Here is a 16,649-nt window from a genome sequence, read left to right as displayed (position 1 = left end):
CGTTCGGCTTGCCTTCGGGAGGTACCGATGTCCGACGCCGGTCAGAACCCTCTTGAGACCTCCGGCGACGACGAAGCGGCCGAGGTACTCGCCAAGGGAAACGTTGCCGAGGAAGACAGGATCGCCGCTTGGACTGCGGGCAAGGCGCTACTCAGCTTCCTTCCGGGGGGCGGCGCTGTCGTCGAAGTAGTCAACGGAATCCAGTTCGACAGCGACGAAGGCCTGGCCGATCTTGTCATGCGCGGGATGGACGCCGCGGCGAAAGCGAGATTCGAGGAAAGATCGCCGTCCTGGCTGCCATCGTCGCGAAATCAGTCGACGCGCCGAAGAACGAACGTGTCAAAGAGCGCATGCTGACCCAAGTCCTCGAGTCGATCGAGGAGGAACACATAGAGGTGCTGGTCAAGATCGAGGAGTGGCCAGCCGGCCAGCTCAGTGAGGAAGCCACTCAGGAGGACAAGGGCAGCGATGACTGCAACCGCGACAACCTCATCGCCAGTTTGCCCGACCTCGCACCAGTGGTGCGAATGCTCCTGAATTCGTTGGAATCCCAGCAGCTGATCGTCAATTCCGCCGAGGACACGGGGTTGTCCGTCTCCGGAGGGGCTCGCTACGCGCTGACCGACCTCGAGCAGGAGCTCATGGAACGTCTGCGCGATGAGTACGTTCGCCTGCGGTCTTGAGGCGGGGGCCGTAGTTGCCGCCCGCCCCAAGAAGCAGACAACTCAGCGAGTCGGGTCCTTGCCGTTGGGCTGGCTCGGTCCCGGTCCCGGCGACCACCACCCCGGCACGGTCTTCTCCCCGTGCACCACGGTCGGCGCGATGCCCTCCGTGAACGGCTCGATCTGCAGCAGCTGGCCCCACGACTGGCTCGGCTGCCCGATCAGGTAGCTCGGCACCTCGGGCTCCTCGGCCAGCTCCTCCAGCCACCCGATCGGCCCGCCGTTCGTCGACGACGCCCACTGGGCCTCGTCCGCCAAGCCGCCCGCCGTGATGCGGTACTCCGGGACCTGGGAGATCCCGTCGTGGGACGTCACCGGCTGGACGCACGGGTACACGAACGACGCCGGCCAGTCGACGTACACCGGCTTCGAGCCGATCTTGTCCGTCAGCGTCGTGAACGTCGGGACGCGCGGGGCGGACGCCGCGATCCAGCCGTCCTCCGTCAGGTCGTTGTCGACGATGTTGATGCGGACCGCGTTCGTCTCCGGCGGCAGGTCGCGCAGGTTGATGCGGGTGTCGTTCCAGCCGCCCGTGCCCGAGCCCGGCGGCAGCATGAACTGGCTGCGCAGGATCTTCACGCCCTCCGGCGTGTTGACGCCGTAGTCGAGGCTCACCGACGTCGGGCGGCGGGGCGCACCCGCCGTCGCCACCACGATCTGGCCGTCCGCCGGCTTCTCCGTCAGCGCGTACCAGTCGCTGCGCAGGCGACCCGCGCGCGTCTCCGGGTCGAGGTAGCTCGACCACATCGGCACGGTCTCCGGGGTGAACCCGTGCGGCGGCTCGGCCAGCGGGTCCTTGTCGTCGACCGAGCGGGTGTGGAAGCCGGTCTGGACGCGGCCGTTGTCCTGGTCGGGGTTCGGCAGCGGCGAGTTCTGCGGCTCCTTCGGCTTCTCCGCGACCGTCCGCTGCTCGGACTGCGGGCGCAGGATGCTCGTCGCCGCGTCGCGCTCGACCATCACGTGGTCGGACAGGTTGCAGCTCTTGCCGAACAGGTGCCCGACGTTCGCCGCGCCCAGGCTGTAGCTGCCGGACTGGTTGTGGATCGCCCACGCCATCGTGACGAACTCGCCCGCCGCCACCAGGCCGCAGACCACCACCAGCGACAGCGACCCGAGCCGCAGCGCGCGCAGCCGGCCTTCCTGGGGCTGGGTCGGCAGCCCCGGCCGGTGCGCGCGGACGTTCTCGACGAACGCGTAGATCCCGGCGACCGCGGCCGCGATCAGCAGGAGCGTCGACAGCGGGATGCCGCCGACCGAGGGCGCCACGTTCGTCCACTGGACGCCGAGGCGGGAGACGAACCAGTAGGTGTTCGGCCCGGTCGCGGCGAGCGCGGCGACCACCAGCAGCGCCGCGAGGAAGGCCGCGCGGTTGCGTTTGGACCGCAGCACCGTCGAACTGGTCGCGAGCGCGGCGAGGGCGGCCATCGACGCGCCGACCGCGGCGAACGCGCCGAAGTGGTGCGTCCACTTCGTCGGCGTCAGGGCCAGCAGCAGGAAGAACAGCGCCGTCGTGCCGATCAGGCGGCGGGCCGGGCCGAGCGACGCGCCGGGGATGCGGCCGCGGCGCAGCAGCACCACCAGGCAGGTGGCCGTGCAGAGCACGACCAGCAGCACCGGGAACCGGCGTGGCGCCGAGCCGTCCGGCAGGCTTTCGAACAGCAGCTGGTAGCGCGAAAGTTCCTGGAACCACGACAGGTTCGGGCCCACCTGGGTCCGGATCCGGGTGGCCTCCTGGACGGTCGCGAACGTCTGGTCGGCGAACACGACGACCAGCACCAGCAGCCCGGCCGCGGCGATCGGTGCGAGCACCGGCAGCCAGCCGTTTTCGTTCGCGCGCTGGCGGATCAGCTTGAACAGCGGGCGCGCGGCGACCAGGTACGGCGCCACCGCGATCAGGCCGGTCGGCGTCGCGGCGAGGGTGAAGCCGGCCGCGGTCAGGCCGAGGCACAGCGGCAGCAGCCGGCGGGTCACCAGCGTGCGCTCGACCGCGCAGATCGCCAGCAGCGAGCCGAGCGCGGCCACCGGCTCCGGGCGGACGCCGTTGTTGTAGGGCATCCACCAGATCAGGAACACCGTCGCGGCGGCCCAGCTGGCCGGGCGGCTGGTGCGGATCTGGGTGCCCAGGCGCGGCATCACCTCGCGGCTGATCAGCAGCCAGCTGAGCACGCCGAGCAGGAACGACGGCAGCCGGATCCACGGCGGCACCACGCTGACGTGCGCCATCAGCTCGAAGACGTGGTAGAACCAGCCGAACGGCGCCTCGGCGACGCCGAACCAGCGGTGGTAGTTCGTGAGGAACCCGGTCTGCTCGGTGACCCGGGCCATCGTGAGGATGTAGCCGTCGTCCGAGGTCACCGGCCCGATGAAGACCCACGCGCCGAGCGCGGCGATCACCGTGGCGTCGCGCATGGTCAGGCGCCACCAGCCGACTGGCGCCCAGCGCGGCGCGCGTCTCGCGGAGCCGGAGTCGCGGCGCCAGACCGCGATCATGCAGCCGATCAGCGACAGCACGGCGACCACGCCGACGCCGATCTTCAGCGCGGTCGGCGACGTCTGGTAGCGCGTGTCCGGCACGACCGAGACGTGCAGGCCGGCGATCGGGTCCTTGCTCGAGTTGATCGAGGAGTAGATGCCGATCACGCGGGGCCGGACGTCGCCGTTCGCGTGGAAGATCGGCGTCCCGGCCACGGCCAGGGTCATCTGCGTCGCGTCGACGTCCAGCTCGACGTCGCACTTCTCGGCCGGCAGCGGCTGCTGGGCGATCTGCTGGCCTTGGCTGGAGGCGATCAGCACGCCGTTGTCGACGCGCAGCTGCAGGCCGACGCCCTTGCCGGCGTTCGGGTCGGTGCGGCCGTCCGGCACGGTGGCGAAGAGCAGGCCCGGGCCGTTCGTGCGGGCGTCGACCGAGCGGATGGCCGCGCACGGCAGCTCGGCGCGCAGATCCTGGGCCCAGTACCCGGTCAAGGGCGCGTTGACGGAGCGGGTGTCGCTGCCGGTCGGCCAGACGACCTCCGCCGTGTCCTGCACCACCGGCAGGAAGGGGAAAGCCAGCGCGCACAAGGCCGAGAGCAACCCCAGCGCTACGGCAATCAGACGCATCGGCGCAACGCTAACGGGTCAGACGTCGGCGGCTGACGCAACCCCCGGGTCACGCGGGGTGAAGCGGCCATGGTGGAGGGCCTCGTTCAGGGGACGGCGGCTGCGCCAGCCGTGGCGCTCCAGGTCGGGCACGGTTTCCAGCTTGCTGACCGGCCCCACGCAGAGCCAGGCCACCGGCCGGATGCCGTCCGGGACGCCGAGCAGCTCGCCGAGGAACGGTTCGCGGTAGAAGCTGACCCAGCCGACGCCGAGGCCTTCGGCGGTCGCGGCGAGCCAGAGGTTCTGGATCGCCAGGCACACCGAGTACAGGCCGGCGTCGGCGATGGCGTGCCGGCCGAGGACGTCGGGCGCGCCGCGCGCCGGGTCGTAGGTGACGACGATGCCGAGGCTCGACTCGAGGATGCCCTCGATCTTGATGTTCGCGAAGGTGCTCGCGCGGTCGCCGTCGAGCTGCGCGGCGAAGACCTCGCGCTCCTCGTGGACGTGCTTCGCGAACGTCTCGCGCGTCGCGAAGTCGTCGACCAGCACGAAGTCCCACGGCTGGGTCAGCCCGACGCTCGGCGCGGCGTGCGCGGCCTGGAGGATCCGCATGAGCGTCGCTTCGGGGATCGGCTCGCCGGTGAACTCGCCGCGGACGTCCCGGCGCTTGCGAAGGACTTCGTAGAACTCTTCGATCATCGGTTGAGCACCCATTCGACGGCTTCGGTCACGGTTTCGGCGGTCTCCGTGCGCGGCCTCGGCGGCCGCCGGACGACGACGACGGGCTTGCCGAGTTCACGGGCCGCCGTCAGCTTCGCTTCGGTCTGCGGGCCGCCGGAGTCCTTGGTCACCAGGACGTCGACCTTTTCGAGCAGAGCGCGTTCGGCGGCCACCTCGTACGGGCCGCGGGCGAGGATCAGCTCGTGGTGCCGCGGCAGCGGCGGCTCCGGCGGGTCGACGCAGCGGATCAGGAACCACAGGTCGTCGAGGTGCGCGAAGGCCGGGAGACCTTGGCGGCCGCTGGTGAGGAAGACGCGTTCGCCCAGGCCGGGAAGTTGCCGGGCGGCGTCGTCGAGGTCGTCCGCCCAGTGCCAGACGTCGCCGGGGCCCGGCTGCCACCCCGGCCGGGCGAGCCGGAGAAGGGGGATTCCGGTGCGTTCGGCCGCTTTCGCCGCGTTCGCGCCGATGCGCTCGGCGAAGGGGTGCGTCGCGTCCACGACGGCCTTCACCTCGTTCTCGCTCAACCAGGCCGCGAGCCCGTCCGGGCCACCGAAGCCGCCTACGCGCACTTCGCCGACCGGGAGCCGCGGGCGAGCGACGCGTCCGGCCAGCGAAGACATGACGCTGACGTCGTTCTTCACGAGCTCTTCGGCGAGGTGCCGCGCTTCGCCGGTCCCGCCGAGGATGAGGATCACCGCGGACGTCCGTAGCCGACGGCCTCACGCCACCGGTCGAGGGTCCGCAGGTTGGCCAGGGTCTCCGCCCAGGTCAGCTCCGGTGCCTGCCGGTCGTCGATGTGCGCGGCGACGTGATCCGCTTCGCGCGCGAAGACGCCCTGCGTCGCTTCGACCTCGATGACCTCCGGCTCGCCGTCGGCCGGCGTGAGGATGATCTGCGAGATGCCGGGTTTGCGCAGCGGATGGATCCACGCGGGTTGCGGCACGTAGAGCTGCCCGCTTGACCCGTAGACGCGGATGCCGTCCTCGCGGGTGAGCCGGATGCCGCAGGAGATCGTCGCGAGGATGTCGCCGGGGAGGCGCAGCAGGCCGGTGGCGTACTCGTCGACGCCGCTCGCGCTCAGGTGCGCCATCCCGCTGACCTCGGTCGGCTCCACGACGTCCTGCCCGGTCGCGGCCTGGGCGACCAGCCGGGCCAGCGACGTGCAGTAGCAGCCGACGTCGAGGATCCCGCCGCCGCCGAGCGCGGGGTCGGACAGGCGGGCGGTCTCCTCCGGGTTGCTGTCGAAGGAGAAGGTCGTGTCGACCGCGCGGACCTCGCCGATCGCGCCGCTCGCGATGAGCTCGACCAGCCGCCGCGTCTGCGGGTGCAGGCGGTACATGAACGCCTCCATGAGGAAGACGTCGTGCTTGCGCGCGGCGGTGATGACCTCCTCGGCGTCGGCGGCGGTGATCGTCAGGGGCTTCTCGCACAGCACGTGCTTGCCCGCTTCGGCCGCCGCGATGGCCCACTGCTTGTGCAGCGCGTGCGGCGTCGAGACGTACACGGCGTCGACGTCGGGGTCGGCGAGGAGGTCTTCGTAGCTGCCGTAGGCCTTCGGGATCTCGAAGCGGGTCGCGAACTCGCGGGCGCGCCCGCCGTCCCGGGCCGCGACGGCGGTGAGCGTGCCGTGCTTGCTTTCGTCGACGCCCGCGGCGAAGTGGGCGGCGATGGTCCCGGCGGCCAGCAGGCCCCAACGCAGTTCGGTCACAACGACTCCGGTTGGTTCGCCCGGTCGCGGGCACTGGAATAGAGGAAGCTGTCGGGGAAGTCCGCGGCGGCGAGCACCCGGCCGACGAAGATGGTGGCGGCGCGGGTCATCCCGGCTTCCCGGACGAGTTTCGGCAGCTCACCGAGCACACCCCGCACGACGGTCTCGCCGGGTTGCGTGGCGAGCGCGACGACGGCGACGGGACAGTCGGCGCCGTAGTGCGGAGTCAGCTCGTCGGCGACGCGCTCGACGTGGTTGACGGCCAGGTGCAGCGCGAGGGTGGCCTCGGTGGCGGCGAAGGCGGCGAGGGTCTCCTTCGGCGGCATCTTCGTGGACCGGGCCTGGACGCGCGTGATCACCAGGCTCTGCCCGACTTCGGGCACGGTGAGCTCGCGGTTCAGCACGGCCGCGGAGGCGGCGAAGGCGGGCACGCCGGGAACGACGTCGTAGGGCACGTCCAGCGCGTCGAGGCGGCGCATCTGCTCGGCGACGGCGCTGTAGAGCGAGGGATCGCCGGAGGTCAGCCGGACCACGTCCTGACCCGCGTGGTGAGCCTCGGCCATCCGCGCGACGATCGCCTCCAGCGCGAGGTTCGCCGTGTCGACGAGAACGGCCTCCGGACGGCAGTGCGCCAGCAGGTCGGTCGGCGTCATGCTGCCGGGGTAGAGGCAGACATCGCAGCGGGCGAGCAAGTCGCGGCCCCGCACGGTGATGAGGTCCGCGGCACCGGGCCCGGCCCCGACGAAGTGCACGGTCATCGGCTGCTCCACTGCGTCACGACGCGAGCCGGCGTCCACCCGGTGAACCCGCCGAGCGTCCCGGCCCGCTCCACCCCGATCCGCACCAGCTCACCACCGTGCTGCGCATACGCTCGCGCCAGCACCTGCTCCGCCTCCAACGTCACTCCGTGCGCGACCACTCGCGCCTCCGTCGCCAGGCACGCGTCCAGCACGCCCGGCACCGTCACCCCGCCGCCGATGAACACCGCGTCCGGCGCCGGCAGCGCGCTCAGCGCGTCCGGCGCCTCGCCCGTCACCACCTCCAGTTCCGGTACCCCCAGGTCGAGCGCGTTCCGCCCGATCCGCTCCGCCCGCGCGGGGTCGCGCTCGATCGCGATCGCGCGGTTCAGCCCGTGCAGGCGTGACCACTCGATGCCGACGCTGCCCGCGCCCGCCCCGACGTCCCACAGCAGCTCGCCGGGGCTCGGCGCGAGCCGGGCCAGCGCCGACACCCGCAGGTCGCGCTTGGTCAGCTGGCCGTCGTGGGAGTACACGTCGTCCGGGATGCCGATCAGCGGCAGCGCCGGGCCCGCGCACCTCAGCCCGAACACCGTCAGCGGGCCGGGGTCGCCGGACCAGCCGTCGGAGATGCGCTCGTCGGGCCCGCCCAGGTTCTCCAGCGCGAACAGCTCGCTCTCGGCGTACCCGCGCACGGTCAGCAGGGAGCGCAACGCCGCCGCGTCGGCCCCCAGGACCAGCACCCGCCGCCCCGGCGCCAGCACCCGGGCGACGCGGGCCGACGACCGGCCGACGAGGGTCACCACCTCGGTCTCCTCGGCGGACCAGCCCAGCCGGGCCCGGGCCAGTGTCACCGACGAGACCGCGGGCAGCGCCTCGACCTCATATCCATGTGCCACGAGCGTAGTGCCGACCCCCGACAAAAACGGATCACCGCTGGCCAGGACGCAAATCCGCTCCCCTTCGTGCTCGGCCAGCAACGCGTCGAGCCCGGGCAGCAGCGGCGACGGCCACGGCTCGCGCACGACGTCTTCGGGCAGGTACGCCAGCTGCCGCGGCGCCCCGATCACGACGTCGGCGCCGAGCACCAGGGCCTGGGCTTGCTCGGACAGGCCGGACCACCCGTCCGCCCCGATCCCCACCACCGTCAACCGTGATTTTTCGCGCACGATTTCCCACCCTAAGCGAGCCGGGCGCTGTGCGATGATCGGCCGGTCGCCGACCCGGAGGAGTGCTGTTGAAGCCGTACCCGTTCACCGCCGTCGTCGGGCTGCCGGACCTGCGCCTGGCGCTGGTCCTCTCCTCGATCTCGCCCGCGGTCGGCGGCGTGCTGGTGCGCGGCGAGAAGGGCACCGCGAAGTCGACCATGGTCCGCGCGCTCGCGGGCCTGCTCCCGGGCGTGGACGTCGTGGACGGGTGCCGCTTTTCCTGTGATCCCGCGGCTCCCGACCCGCTCTGCCCGGACGGCCCGCACGACGGCGCGACGAGCCACCGCCGCCCGGCGAAGCTGGTCGAACTGCCGGTCGGCGCCGCCGAAGACCGCGTCATCGGCTCGCTGCACCTCGAACGCGCGCTCGCCGAAGGCGTCACGGACTTCCAGCCCGGCCTCCTCGCCGCCGCGCACCGCGGCCTGCTCTACGTCGACGAGGTCAACCTGCTCCACGACCACCTCGTCGACACCCTGCTCGACGCCGCCGCGATGGGCCGCGCGACCGTCGAACGCGAGGGCGTCTCGGTGTCGCACGCGGCCCGGTTCGTGCTGATCGGCACCATGAACCCCGAGGAAGGCGAGCTGCGGCCGCAGCTGCTCGACCGGTTCGGGCTGACCGTCGAGGTCGCTTCCAGCCGTGACCCGGAGCAGCGCGTCGAGGTCGTCCGGCGCCGTCTCGCCTACGAAGCGGATCCGGACGCCTTCGCCGCGCAGTACGCCGGCGAAGACGCGCAGCTCGCCGCGGACATCGAAGCGGCGCAACGGCTTCTGCCCGCCGTCAAGCTGCCCGACGACGCCCTGCGCCAGATCGCCGAGATCTGCGCCTCCTTCGAAGTCGACGGCATGCGCGCGGACATCGTCACCGCGCGCACGGCCGTCGCGCACGCGGCCTGGGCCGGCCGCGACGAGGTGACCACCGAGGACGTCCGCGTCGCCGCGCGGCTCGCGTTGCCGCACCGCCGTCGCCGCAACCCGTTCGACGCGCCCGGGATCTCGGAAGAGCAGCTGGAGCAGGCTCTCCAGGACGCCCAACCGGACCCGGGTCCCGAGGACGACGGCCCCGGCTCGGGGTCGACGCCCGAGGAAGCCCCGCAGGAAGTTCCGCAGGGGGACGCGCCGCAGGGACAGCCGCAGCAGAGCCAAAATGGTGGGCAGCAGAAGACCGTCGGCGCCGGCGAGACGTTCAAGGCGCGCGTGTTCCGCGTCAAGGGCATGGGTGAAGGCGAGCGCGGACGCCGGTCGCGCGCGATCACCGACAGCGGCCGCACCATCGGCGTCCAGCCCCCGAGCGTCCGCGACGGTCGTCCGCACTTGGTCGCGACTGTGAAAGCCGCGGCACCGCACCAGAAGTCCCGCGGCCGCGACGGCGCCGCGCTCAAGCTGCGTCCGGAGGACCTGCGGTACGCGCTGCGCGAAGGGCGCGAAGGCAACCTCGTGCTGTTCTGCGTCGACGCGTCCGGCTCGATGGGCGCGAAGGCCCGTATGCGCGAGGTCAAGTCCGCGGTCCTCTCGCTGCTGCTCGACGCCTACCAGCGCCGCGACAAGGTCGGGCTCGTGACGTTCCGCGGCAACGCCGCCGAGCTCGCGCTGCCGCCGACGATCAGCGTCGACGCCGCCGCGTCCCGCCTCGAAGGCCTCCCGACCGGCGGCCGGACGCCCCTCGCCGAGGGCCTCCTGGAGGCCGCGCGGGTGCTGCGCGTCGAGGAGATCCGCGATCCGCGGCGCCGTCCGCTGCTGGTCGTCGTCACCGACGGCCGCGCGACCAGCGGGCCCGACGCCGTCGCGCGCGCCCAGGCCGCGGCCGGGTTCCTCACCGGCGTCACGACGATCGTCATGGACTGCGAGAGCGGCAAGATGCGGCTCGGCCTGGCCGCCGATCTGGCCGCCCACCTGGGCGCGGAGCACGTTCCCCTCGCCGACGTCGCCGCCGAATCGCTGGCGAGCGCCGTCCGCGCCCGGACCGGAAAGGCCGCCTGATGCCGCAGGGAAAACCGTCAGTGGTGCCGGAAGACGGCTTGACCACCCGCCAGCGCCGCAACCGGCCGCTGCTCGCCGTGCACACCGGCGAGATGAAGGGCAAGTCGACCGCCGCGTTCGGGATGGCGTTGCGCGCGTGGAACCAGGGCTGGTCGATCGGCGTGTTCCAGTTCGTCAAGTCGGCGAAGTGGCGCGTCGGCGAGGAAGCCGCGTTCAAGGCGCTGGGGAAGCTGCACGACGACACCGGCCAGGGCGGGCCGGTCGAGTGGCACAAGATGGGCGAGGGCTGGAGCTGGGCGCGCAAGGCCGGCACCGACGAGGACCACGCCGAAAACGCGCGTGAGGGCTGGGCGGAGATCAAGCGCCGCCTCGCCGCCGAGACGCACGACTTCTACGTCCTCGACGAGTTCTCCTACCTGCTCAAGTGGGGCTGGCTCGACGTCGACGACGTCGTGTCCACCCTGATCGGCCGGCCCGGGCACCAGCACGTCGTCATCACCGGCCGGTACGCGCCGCCGGAGCTGGTCGAGGCCGCCGACCTGGTCGCCGAGATGACCAAGGTCAAGCACCCGATGGACGCCGGCCAGAAGGGCCAGCGGGGGATCGAGTGGTAGCGCGCGTGGTCGTCGCCGCGCCCGGGTCCGGGCACGGCAAGACGACCATCGCCGCGGGGCTGATGGCGGCGCTGCGCGAGGCCGGGCACCGCGTCTCGGGGCACAAGGTCGGCCCCGACTTCATCGACCCGAGCTACCACGCCCTGGCCACCGGGCGGCCGGCGCGGAACCTGGACCCGTTCCTGCAGGGCGAAGACCGGCTGATCCCGTTGCTGCGCCACGGTTCTCTCGGCGCGGACATCGCGGTCATCGAAGGCGTGATGGGACTCTTCGACGGCGCTCTCGGGACCGAGGGCTACGCCTCGACCGCGCACGTCGCCCGGGTGCTGGACGCGCCGGTGGTGCTGGTGGTGGACGCGTCGGCGGCGTCCCGCAGCGTCGCGGCGACCGTGCTCGGCTTCGCCCACTACGACAACCGCGTGCGGCTCGCCGGGGTGATCCTCAACAAGCTGGGCTCGCAGCGGCACCTCGACGAGATCGCGTCGGCGCTCGAAGCGACCGGCGTCCCGCTGCTGGGAGCGTTGTACCGCAACGAAGAGATCCACGCGCCGAGCCGGCACCTGGGCCTCGTGCCGGCGGCGGAACGCGCGGCCGAGGCGCAGCACGTGCTGCCGGCGCTGGCCGCGTGGGTGCGGGACGGCGTGGACCTCGAAGCGATCGTCCGGATCGCGGCCGCGGCACCGCCGCTTTCCGCGCCGGCCTGGGAACCGTCCGGAGTGGACGGCCCGCGGGTGACGGTCGCGGCCGCCGGGGGACCGGCGTTCACCTTCCGCTACACCGAGAACGTCGAGCTGCTGGCCGCGTGCGGCGTCGACGTCGTGGACATCGATCCGTTGCGGGACAAGGCGTTGCCCGACGGGTGTGCCGGGCTGTACTTCGGCGGCGGCTTCCCCGAGGTGCACGCGGCGGAGCTGTCGGCGAACACGCCGTTGCTGCGTGCAGTGGCTTCGGCCATCGCACGCGGGATGCCGGTGAGTGCGGAGTGCGCGGGCCTGCTGTACCTGTGCCAGTCGCTGGACGGCGTGCCGATGGTCGGCGCGGTGCCCGCGGACGCGAAGATGACCGCGCGCGGCAAGCTCGGCTATCGCCGCGCGGTCGCCGTCGAGGACAACCTCCTGGCGTCGGCCGGCCAGCGCGTCACCGGGCACGAGTTCCACCGCACCGAAGTGACGCCGTCGCACGGGACTTCGGCGGCGTGGGGCTGGGACCGGCAGCTGGACGGATTCGCGTCGCCGACGCTGCACGCGTCCTACCTGCACGTCCACTGGGCCGGGTACCCGGAGCTGGCCCACCGGTTCGCGGCGCGGGTCCGGGCTCATGCCTGAGTACGACCTGCGCCACCACGGCGATCGCGAAGTCGGGCCGGGGCTGGTCGACCTCGCCGTCAACGTCCGGTTGCCGCGGCCTCCGGCCTGGCTGCGGGACGAACTGGTCTCCGCTTTGGACTCTTTGGCGGCTTATCCGTCCACTGTGGACGCGGCTGCGACCGTCGCTGCCCGCCACGGCCGTCCGTTGCCGGAAGTACTGGTCACCGCGGGTGCGGCGGAGGCGTTCACGCTGCTGGCGTCCGCGTTTCGGCCGCGGCACGCGGTGGTCGTGCACCCGCAGTTCACCGAGCCGGAAGCGGCGTTGCGGGTGGCGGGTCATGCGGTTTCGCGGGTAATTCTGTCCGAAAAGGACGGTTTCGTCCTCGATCCGGCGCTGGTCCCGGCCGACGCCGACCTGGTCTTCGTCGGCAATCCGACAAACCCGACGTCGGTCCTGCACCCGGCGTCGTCGCTGCTTTCCCTGGTCCGACCTGGGCGGCTGCTCGTGGTGGACGAGGCTTTCCTGGACGCGATCCCGGGCGAGGCCGAGAGCGTGGCGTCCGGTGTCCCCGGCGTCGTCGTGCTGCGCAGCCTGACGAAGACGTGGGGGCTGGCCGGGCTGCGGGCCGGGTACGTGCTCGCTTCGCCGGACGTCATCCAGCGGCTGCGGGCGGTGCAGGTGCCGTGGTCGGTGTCCACGTTGGCCGGGGTGGCGACCGTGGCGTGCTGCCGCCCGTCCGCCCTGGAGGAAGCGGAAAAGCTGGCGATCGCGGCGGAGTCGGACCGCGAGTACCTGGCGTCCGGCCTGACGGCGGCGGGGGTGCCGGTGCTGGGCGACCCGCGCGGCCCGTTCGTGCTGGTGCGTGTTCCCGATGGTGCTTCCCTGCGCACGCGTCTGCGCGAAGCGGGTTACGCGGTGCGGCGAGGGGACACGTTCCCCGGCCTCGGCCCGGACCACCTGCGCTTGGCGGTCCGCGACCGCGCGACGACGGACGCGTTCTTGACCGCGTTGCGGAAACTTTTGTAAACACCGACAGGGGGTTGTCGCCACCGCGGCCGAAAGTGGGCGGAGCCGGGAAACGCCCGGTGTGGCAGCGGAAGGAACGACATGCCCCGATTCAACGACGTCGCCTGGTTCGAGATCGGCACCGACGACCCGGCGGCCGCCGAACGGTTCTACGGCGACGTCTTCGGCTGGAAGGTCGCGCAGGACGACGCGGCGAGCACCGACACCGCCTACCGCGTCATCGACACCGGCGGCTCGCGCGGCGGGCTGTTCACCGGCGAGGAGAACTACGCGATCTTCACCGTGCTGGTCGAGGACGTCGAGGCCACCTGCCGCCAGGTCGAGGAAGCCGGCGGGCGGGTGCAACGGCCGCCGAGCGTCAACCCGGTCGGCGTGACGTTCGCGCACGTGCTCGACCCGGCCGGCAACCACTTCTCCGTGTTCACCCCGCCAAAGTGAGCTGCTCGACGTCGCCGTAGGGGATGTCGAGGTCCTCGGGCCGCAGCCGGCGCAGCGGCGGAACCTCGGCCAGCACGGAGAAGGAGGCGATCCGGTCGGTGCGGAAGGCCCGGATCTCCTTCCGCAGCCGGCACCAGGCGATGAGGTACCAGTGCTCGGGCTTGCCGACGTAGCCGAGCGGCTCGACGTCTCGCCGGCTGACGGCGCCGCCCCGGTCGGTGTAGCGGAGGCGCAGGACGCGGCGGACGCCGAGCACGGGCGGCATCGGCGGGATGGGCCCGCTGCCGAGCAGGTGGACACAGGTGGCGAGGTTCTGCGCGGCCTCGACGTCCTCCCGCCGCATCGCCGCGACGAGCTTGCGCAGCGCCGAGCGCCCGTCCGCCTGGAAGGGGGTGCCGTCGAGGTGCCTCAGCGCGAGCGCCATGGCGACGGCCTCGCCGGGCGTCAGGTTGACCGGCGGCATCGTGTGCGCCTTGTCGAGGCAGTACCCGCCGGTGCGGCCCGTCTCGGCGTAGATGGGCACGCCGGACTGCTGCAGCGCGCTGATGTCCCGTTCGACGGTGCGGACGCTCACCTCGAACCGGGACGCGAGCCAGCGCGCGCTGCGGGGACGAGGGGCGACGACACGGAGCTCTTCGACGAGCGCGTACAGCCGATCGGTTCGGTTCACGCGTCGCACTCTAGGAAGGGGGTACGACAGTTTCAGGCGAGCGCGAGCAGGGCGGCCGCGACGGCGACCTCGACGCCCGCACCGAGGACGTCGCCGGTGACGCCGCCGAGGCGCCGGGTGCACCGCCACAGCAGCGCCCCGGTGACGGCGTAGGCGAGGACTACCGCGAGTGGTCCGCGCCACCACGGCAGCCCGGGCAGCAGGGTGGCGAGGCCGGCGGCAGCGAGGCCGACGGCGATCGCCGCGGTGCGGGGAACCGAGCCCGCGACGGTGGCGCCGAGGCCCTCCGGCCGGGCCGACGGGACGCCACGGGCGCACGCGAGCGAGAGCGTGCACCGGCCGACGAGGACTGCCGCGGCCGCGGTGACCGGGCCGGCGGCGGTCAGCGCGCCGACCTGGACGAGGAGGACGAACACGAGCGTCGCGACCCCAGTGGGCCCGGAGTCGCCGCGGCGCATGACGTCGAGGGCCTTGGCGCGGTCGTAGGAAGCACCGAGGCCGTCCGCGGTGTCGGCGAGCCCGTCGAGGTGCAGCCCCCGGCTGCCGAGGGCGACGGCGCCGAGTGCGAGAGCGGCAGTAGCGAGAGAGGGGAGGTGAACAGCTTGTCCGGCGGCGACGACCAGACCGGCGGCCACGGCGAGCGGAAGGGCGGCCAGGGGAGCCAGCAGCATGGCTCCGCCGGCCACCCGCCGGTCGATGACGCGGGGCGCCGGGACGGGAACGGTGGTCAACGTCCCGACGGCCATCCGCGCGGAGTCGGTCCAGCGGCTCACGTCAAGTCGGCCAGCAGACCCATGTCCGCCAGGATCGCGCGCGCCGCCCGGAGCGTCGGGACGGCCTGCACCGCGCCGCTGCCTTCGCCGAGCCGCAGCCCGAAGTCCAAGATCGGCTCCAGGCCCAGCGCCTTCAGCGCGAACGCTTGCGAAGGTTCGGTCGACCGGTGCCCGGCCAGCCACCACTGCTCCGCGCCCGGCGCGATGTCCCGTGCGACCAGGGCCGCCGCGCCCGAGAACACGCCGTCCAGCAGCACCGGGATGCCCCGTATGGCCGCCTCGACCAGGAACCCGGCCGTCGCCGCGACGCACGCGCTGCCCAGGGCCGTCAGCCGCTCGAACGGGTCCTCCGTCCGGCCCGCCGTCCGCGTCAGTGCCGCCGCGACCGCCGCCGTCTTGCGCTCGAGGCCGTCCGCGTCGACTCCGGTGCCGGTGCCGACCACCTCGGCGGCCGGCAGCCCCAGCGAGGCCGCTACCAAGGCCGCGCACATCGCCGTGTTGCCGATCCCCATGTCGCCCGGGATCAGCACGTCCGCGTCCGCTTCCTCGCCGGCGATGGCCCGGCCGGCCTCGAAGGCGGCCTGCGCTTCACCCGGCAGCAGGGCGTCCTCGACGTCGATCGAGCCCGAGCCGCGGCGGATCTTGTGCGCGGTGACCTCGGGCGGTACGTCCGCGCCGTCCCAGTCGACGCCCAGGTCGGCCACGCGCACCTTCGCGCCGACCTGCGCGGCCAGCACGTTGACGCCGCTCTTGCCGGCCAGGAACACCCGCACCATCGCCGCGGTCACCTCGCGCGGGTACGCCGACAGCGCGGACACGCCGTGGTCGCCCGCGAAGACGACCACCCGGACGTCGTCCAGCGGGCGCGGCGGCACGCTCCCGTGGGCGGCGGACAGCCAGGCGGCGATCTCCTCGAGCCTGCCGAGCGAGCCGAGCGGCTTGACCAGGCCGTCGAGCCGCTCCTGCGCGGCGGCGCGGGCGGTGGGGTCGGGGACGGGAACTTCGAACACGGGCGCCTCCTGGCTACAGGTCGAGCGCCCGGCCCGCGACGACCAGCACGACCCGGTCGGCGTCGGCGGACACCCGGTTGTTGAGTGCGCCCAGCACATCACGGAACAGCCGTCCGGACGACGTTGCGGGCACCACACCGCTGCCGACCTCGTTGCTGACCGCGACCACGGGCACCCGCGCCGCGGCCCAGGCGGCCAGGAAGTCCTCGAGCCGGTCGTCCAGCCGGTGCTCCCAGCCGGGCTGCTGCTTCCACGCGCCGACGTCGTCCAGCACGCGGGACAGCCACGTGCCGAGGCAGTCGATCAGCAGCGGCTCGGTCGCCTTCCGGAGGGTGCCCGCGAGGTCGGTGGTCTCGACGGTCTTCCAGTGCGACGGCCGCCGCGCCTGGTGCGCGGCCACCCGCGCGGCCCATTCGGGGTCGTCTTCGCCGGCGGGCAGGCCCGGTGCGACGTAGACGAGGTGCGAGTGGCCGGCGACGAGCCGTTCGGCGTGCCGCGACTTACCCGAGCGCACGCCGCCGAGGACCAGCACCTTGTCTTCGTCGCGGCCGTACCGGCGCAGGGCGCGGGCCAGGGTCTCGAGGTAGCCCGCGAGGCGGGCCGTCAGCCTCGCCGACGTCTTCTTCCCCGCGGAGGCGGTGGGCGCAGTCATACCCGG

17 protein-coding genes are annotated in these 16,649 nt (G+C 72.7%); 7 read left to right on the top strand and 10 right to left on the bottom strand.

Annotation, left to right across the window (positions count from 1 at the left end):
• Positions 1-27: 27 nt before the first annotated feature.
• Positions 28-357 carry a hypothetical protein gene (locus ACIRSS_RS47415; protein ID WP_400908250.1) on the top strand — a complete coding sequence of 110 codons (330 nt, stop codon included), beginning with the start codon at positions 28-30 and terminating at the stop codon, positions 355-357.
• Positions 351-683, top strand: a complete 333-nt coding sequence (locus ACIRSS_RS47410) for a hypothetical protein (RefSeq protein ID WP_400908247.1) — start codon at positions 351-353, stop codon at positions 681-683. Before ACIRSS_RS47415 ends, ACIRSS_RS47410 begins: the two co-directional genes overlap by 7 nt.
• 42 nt (positions 684-725) lie before the next feature.
• Here the strand turns inward: ACIRSS_RS47410 and ACIRSS_RS47405 are convergent, their stop codons facing one another.
• From ACIRSS_RS47405 to cbiE, 6 genes are read right to left on the bottom strand one after another with little or no spacing between them, the layout of a single operon-like run.
• Positions 726-3,821 carry an arabinosyltransferase domain-containing protein gene (locus tag ACIRSS_RS47405; RefSeq protein WP_400908244.1) on the bottom strand — a complete coding sequence of 1,032 codons (3,096 nt, stop codon included), beginning with the start codon at positions 3,819-3,821 and terminating at the stop codon, positions 726-728.
• An 18-nt stretch (positions 3,822-3,839) separates the two neighbouring features.
• Positions 3,840-4,499: a 5,6-dimethylbenzimidazole synthase gene (gene bluB, locus ACIRSS_RS47400; RefSeq protein ID WP_400908242.1), complete on the bottom strand. Its 660-nt coding sequence runs from the start codon at positions 4,497-4,499 to the stop codon at positions 3,840-3,842.
• A complete protein-coding gene (locus ACIRSS_RS47395; RefSeq protein WP_400908240.1) occupies positions 4,496-5,215 on the bottom strand; it encodes a cobalt-precorrin-6A reductase in 720 nt (239 codons plus the stop codon). Before ACIRSS_RS47395 ends, bluB begins: the two co-directional genes overlap by 4 nt.
• Positions 5,212-6,228 (bottom strand): Gfo/Idh/MocA family protein, encoded by a 1,017-nt coding sequence (locus ACIRSS_RS47390; RefSeq protein WP_400908237.1) that lies wholly within the window; start codon positions 6,226-6,228, stop codon positions 5,212-5,214. The genes ACIRSS_RS47395 and ACIRSS_RS47390 overlap by 4 nt, the downstream gene beginning before the upstream one ends.
• Positions 6,225-6,986: a precorrin-4 C(11)-methyltransferase gene (gene cobM, locus ACIRSS_RS47385; RefSeq protein WP_400908234.1), complete on the bottom strand. Its 762-nt coding sequence runs from the start codon at positions 6,984-6,986 to the stop codon at positions 6,225-6,227. The genes ACIRSS_RS47390 and cobM overlap by 4 nt, the downstream gene beginning before the upstream one ends.
• Positions 6,983-8,134 (bottom strand): precorrin-6y C5,15-methyltransferase (decarboxylating) subunit CbiE, encoded by a 1,152-nt coding sequence (cbiE, locus tag ACIRSS_RS47380; RefSeq protein WP_400908231.1) that lies wholly within the window; start codon positions 8,132-8,134, stop codon positions 6,983-6,985. The genes cobM and cbiE overlap by 4 nt, the downstream gene beginning before the upstream one ends.
• Positions 8,135-8,202: 68 nt before the next feature.
• Between cbiE and ACIRSS_RS47375 the strand changes: the two genes are divergently transcribed.
• From ACIRSS_RS47375 to ACIRSS_RS47355, 5 genes are all read left to right on the top strand, one after another.
• The gene (locus tag ACIRSS_RS47375; RefSeq protein ID WP_400908228.1) at positions 8,203-10,152 is read left to right on the top strand and encodes a putative cobaltochelatase; all 1,950 of its coding nucleotides are present in this window, start codon (positions 8,203-8,205) and stop codon (positions 10,150-10,152) included.
• The gene (gene cobO / locus ACIRSS_RS47370; protein WP_400908225.1) at positions 10,152-10,766 is read left to right on the top strand and encodes a cob(I)yrinic acid a,c-diamide adenosyltransferase; all 615 of its coding nucleotides are present in this window, start codon (positions 10,152-10,154) and stop codon (positions 10,764-10,766) included. The genes ACIRSS_RS47375 and cobO overlap by 1 nt, the downstream gene beginning before the upstream one ends.
• A 5-nt stretch (positions 10,767-10,771) precedes the next feature.
• Positions 10,772-12,091 (top strand): cobyrinate a,c-diamide synthase, encoded by a 1,320-nt coding sequence (locus ACIRSS_RS47365; RefSeq protein WP_400908222.1) that lies wholly within the window; start codon positions 10,772-10,774, stop codon positions 12,089-12,091.
• Positions 12,084-13,100 (top strand): Rv2231c family pyridoxal phosphate-dependent protein CobC, encoded by a 1,017-nt coding sequence (gene cobC / locus ACIRSS_RS47360; protein ID WP_400908219.1) that lies wholly within the window; start codon positions 12,084-12,086, stop codon positions 13,098-13,100. Before ACIRSS_RS47365 ends, cobC begins: the two co-directional genes overlap by 8 nt.
• 81 nt (positions 13,101-13,181) lie before the next feature.
• A complete protein-coding gene (locus ACIRSS_RS47355) occupies positions 13,182-13,538 on the top strand; it encodes a VOC family protein (protein WP_400908217.1) in 357 nt (118 codons plus the stop codon).
• Here ACIRSS_RS47355 and ACIRSS_RS47350 read toward each other — a convergent pair.
• Genes ACIRSS_RS47350 through ACIRSS_RS47335 form a run of 4 tightly spaced genes read right to left on the bottom strand, consistent with a single transcriptional unit; the run spans position 13,522 to position 16,643 of the window.
• Positions 13,522-14,208, bottom strand: a complete 687-nt coding sequence (locus tag ACIRSS_RS47350; RefSeq protein ID WP_400908214.1) for a helix-turn-helix transcriptional regulator — start codon at positions 14,206-14,208, stop codon at positions 13,522-13,524. The genes ACIRSS_RS47355 and ACIRSS_RS47350 overlap by 17 nt on opposite strands.
• Positions 14,209-14,240: 32 nt before the next feature.
• Positions 14,241-14,954 (bottom strand): adenosylcobinamide-GDP ribazoletransferase, encoded by a 714-nt coding sequence (locus tag ACIRSS_RS47345; RefSeq protein WP_400908824.1) that lies wholly within the window; start codon positions 14,952-14,954, stop codon positions 14,241-14,243.
• A gap of 23 nt (positions 14,955-14,977) precedes the next feature.
• Positions 14,978-15,991, bottom strand: a complete 1,014-nt coding sequence (gene cobT, locus ACIRSS_RS47340) for a nicotinate-nucleotide--dimethylbenzimidazole phosphoribosyltransferase (RefSeq protein WP_400908211.1) — start codon at positions 15,989-15,991, stop codon at positions 14,978-14,980.
• A 13-nt stretch (positions 15,992-16,004) separates the two neighbouring features.
• On the bottom strand, positions 16,005-16,643 hold the full coding sequence (locus ACIRSS_RS47335; RefSeq protein ID WP_400908209.1) for a bifunctional adenosylcobinamide kinase/adenosylcobinamide-phosphate guanylyltransferase: 639 nt from the start codon (positions 16,641-16,643) through the stop codon (positions 16,005-16,007).
• Positions 16,644-16,649 lie beyond the last annotated feature (6 nt).

The organism is Amycolatopsis sp. NPDC101161, assembly GCF_044768185.1.
GTDB lineage: Bacteria > Actinomycetota > Actinomycetes > Mycobacteriales > Pseudonocardiaceae > Amycolatopsis.
The sequence above is the reverse complement of the archived record's forward strand: the minus strand, read 5'-3'. Positions and strand labels throughout refer to the sequence as shown.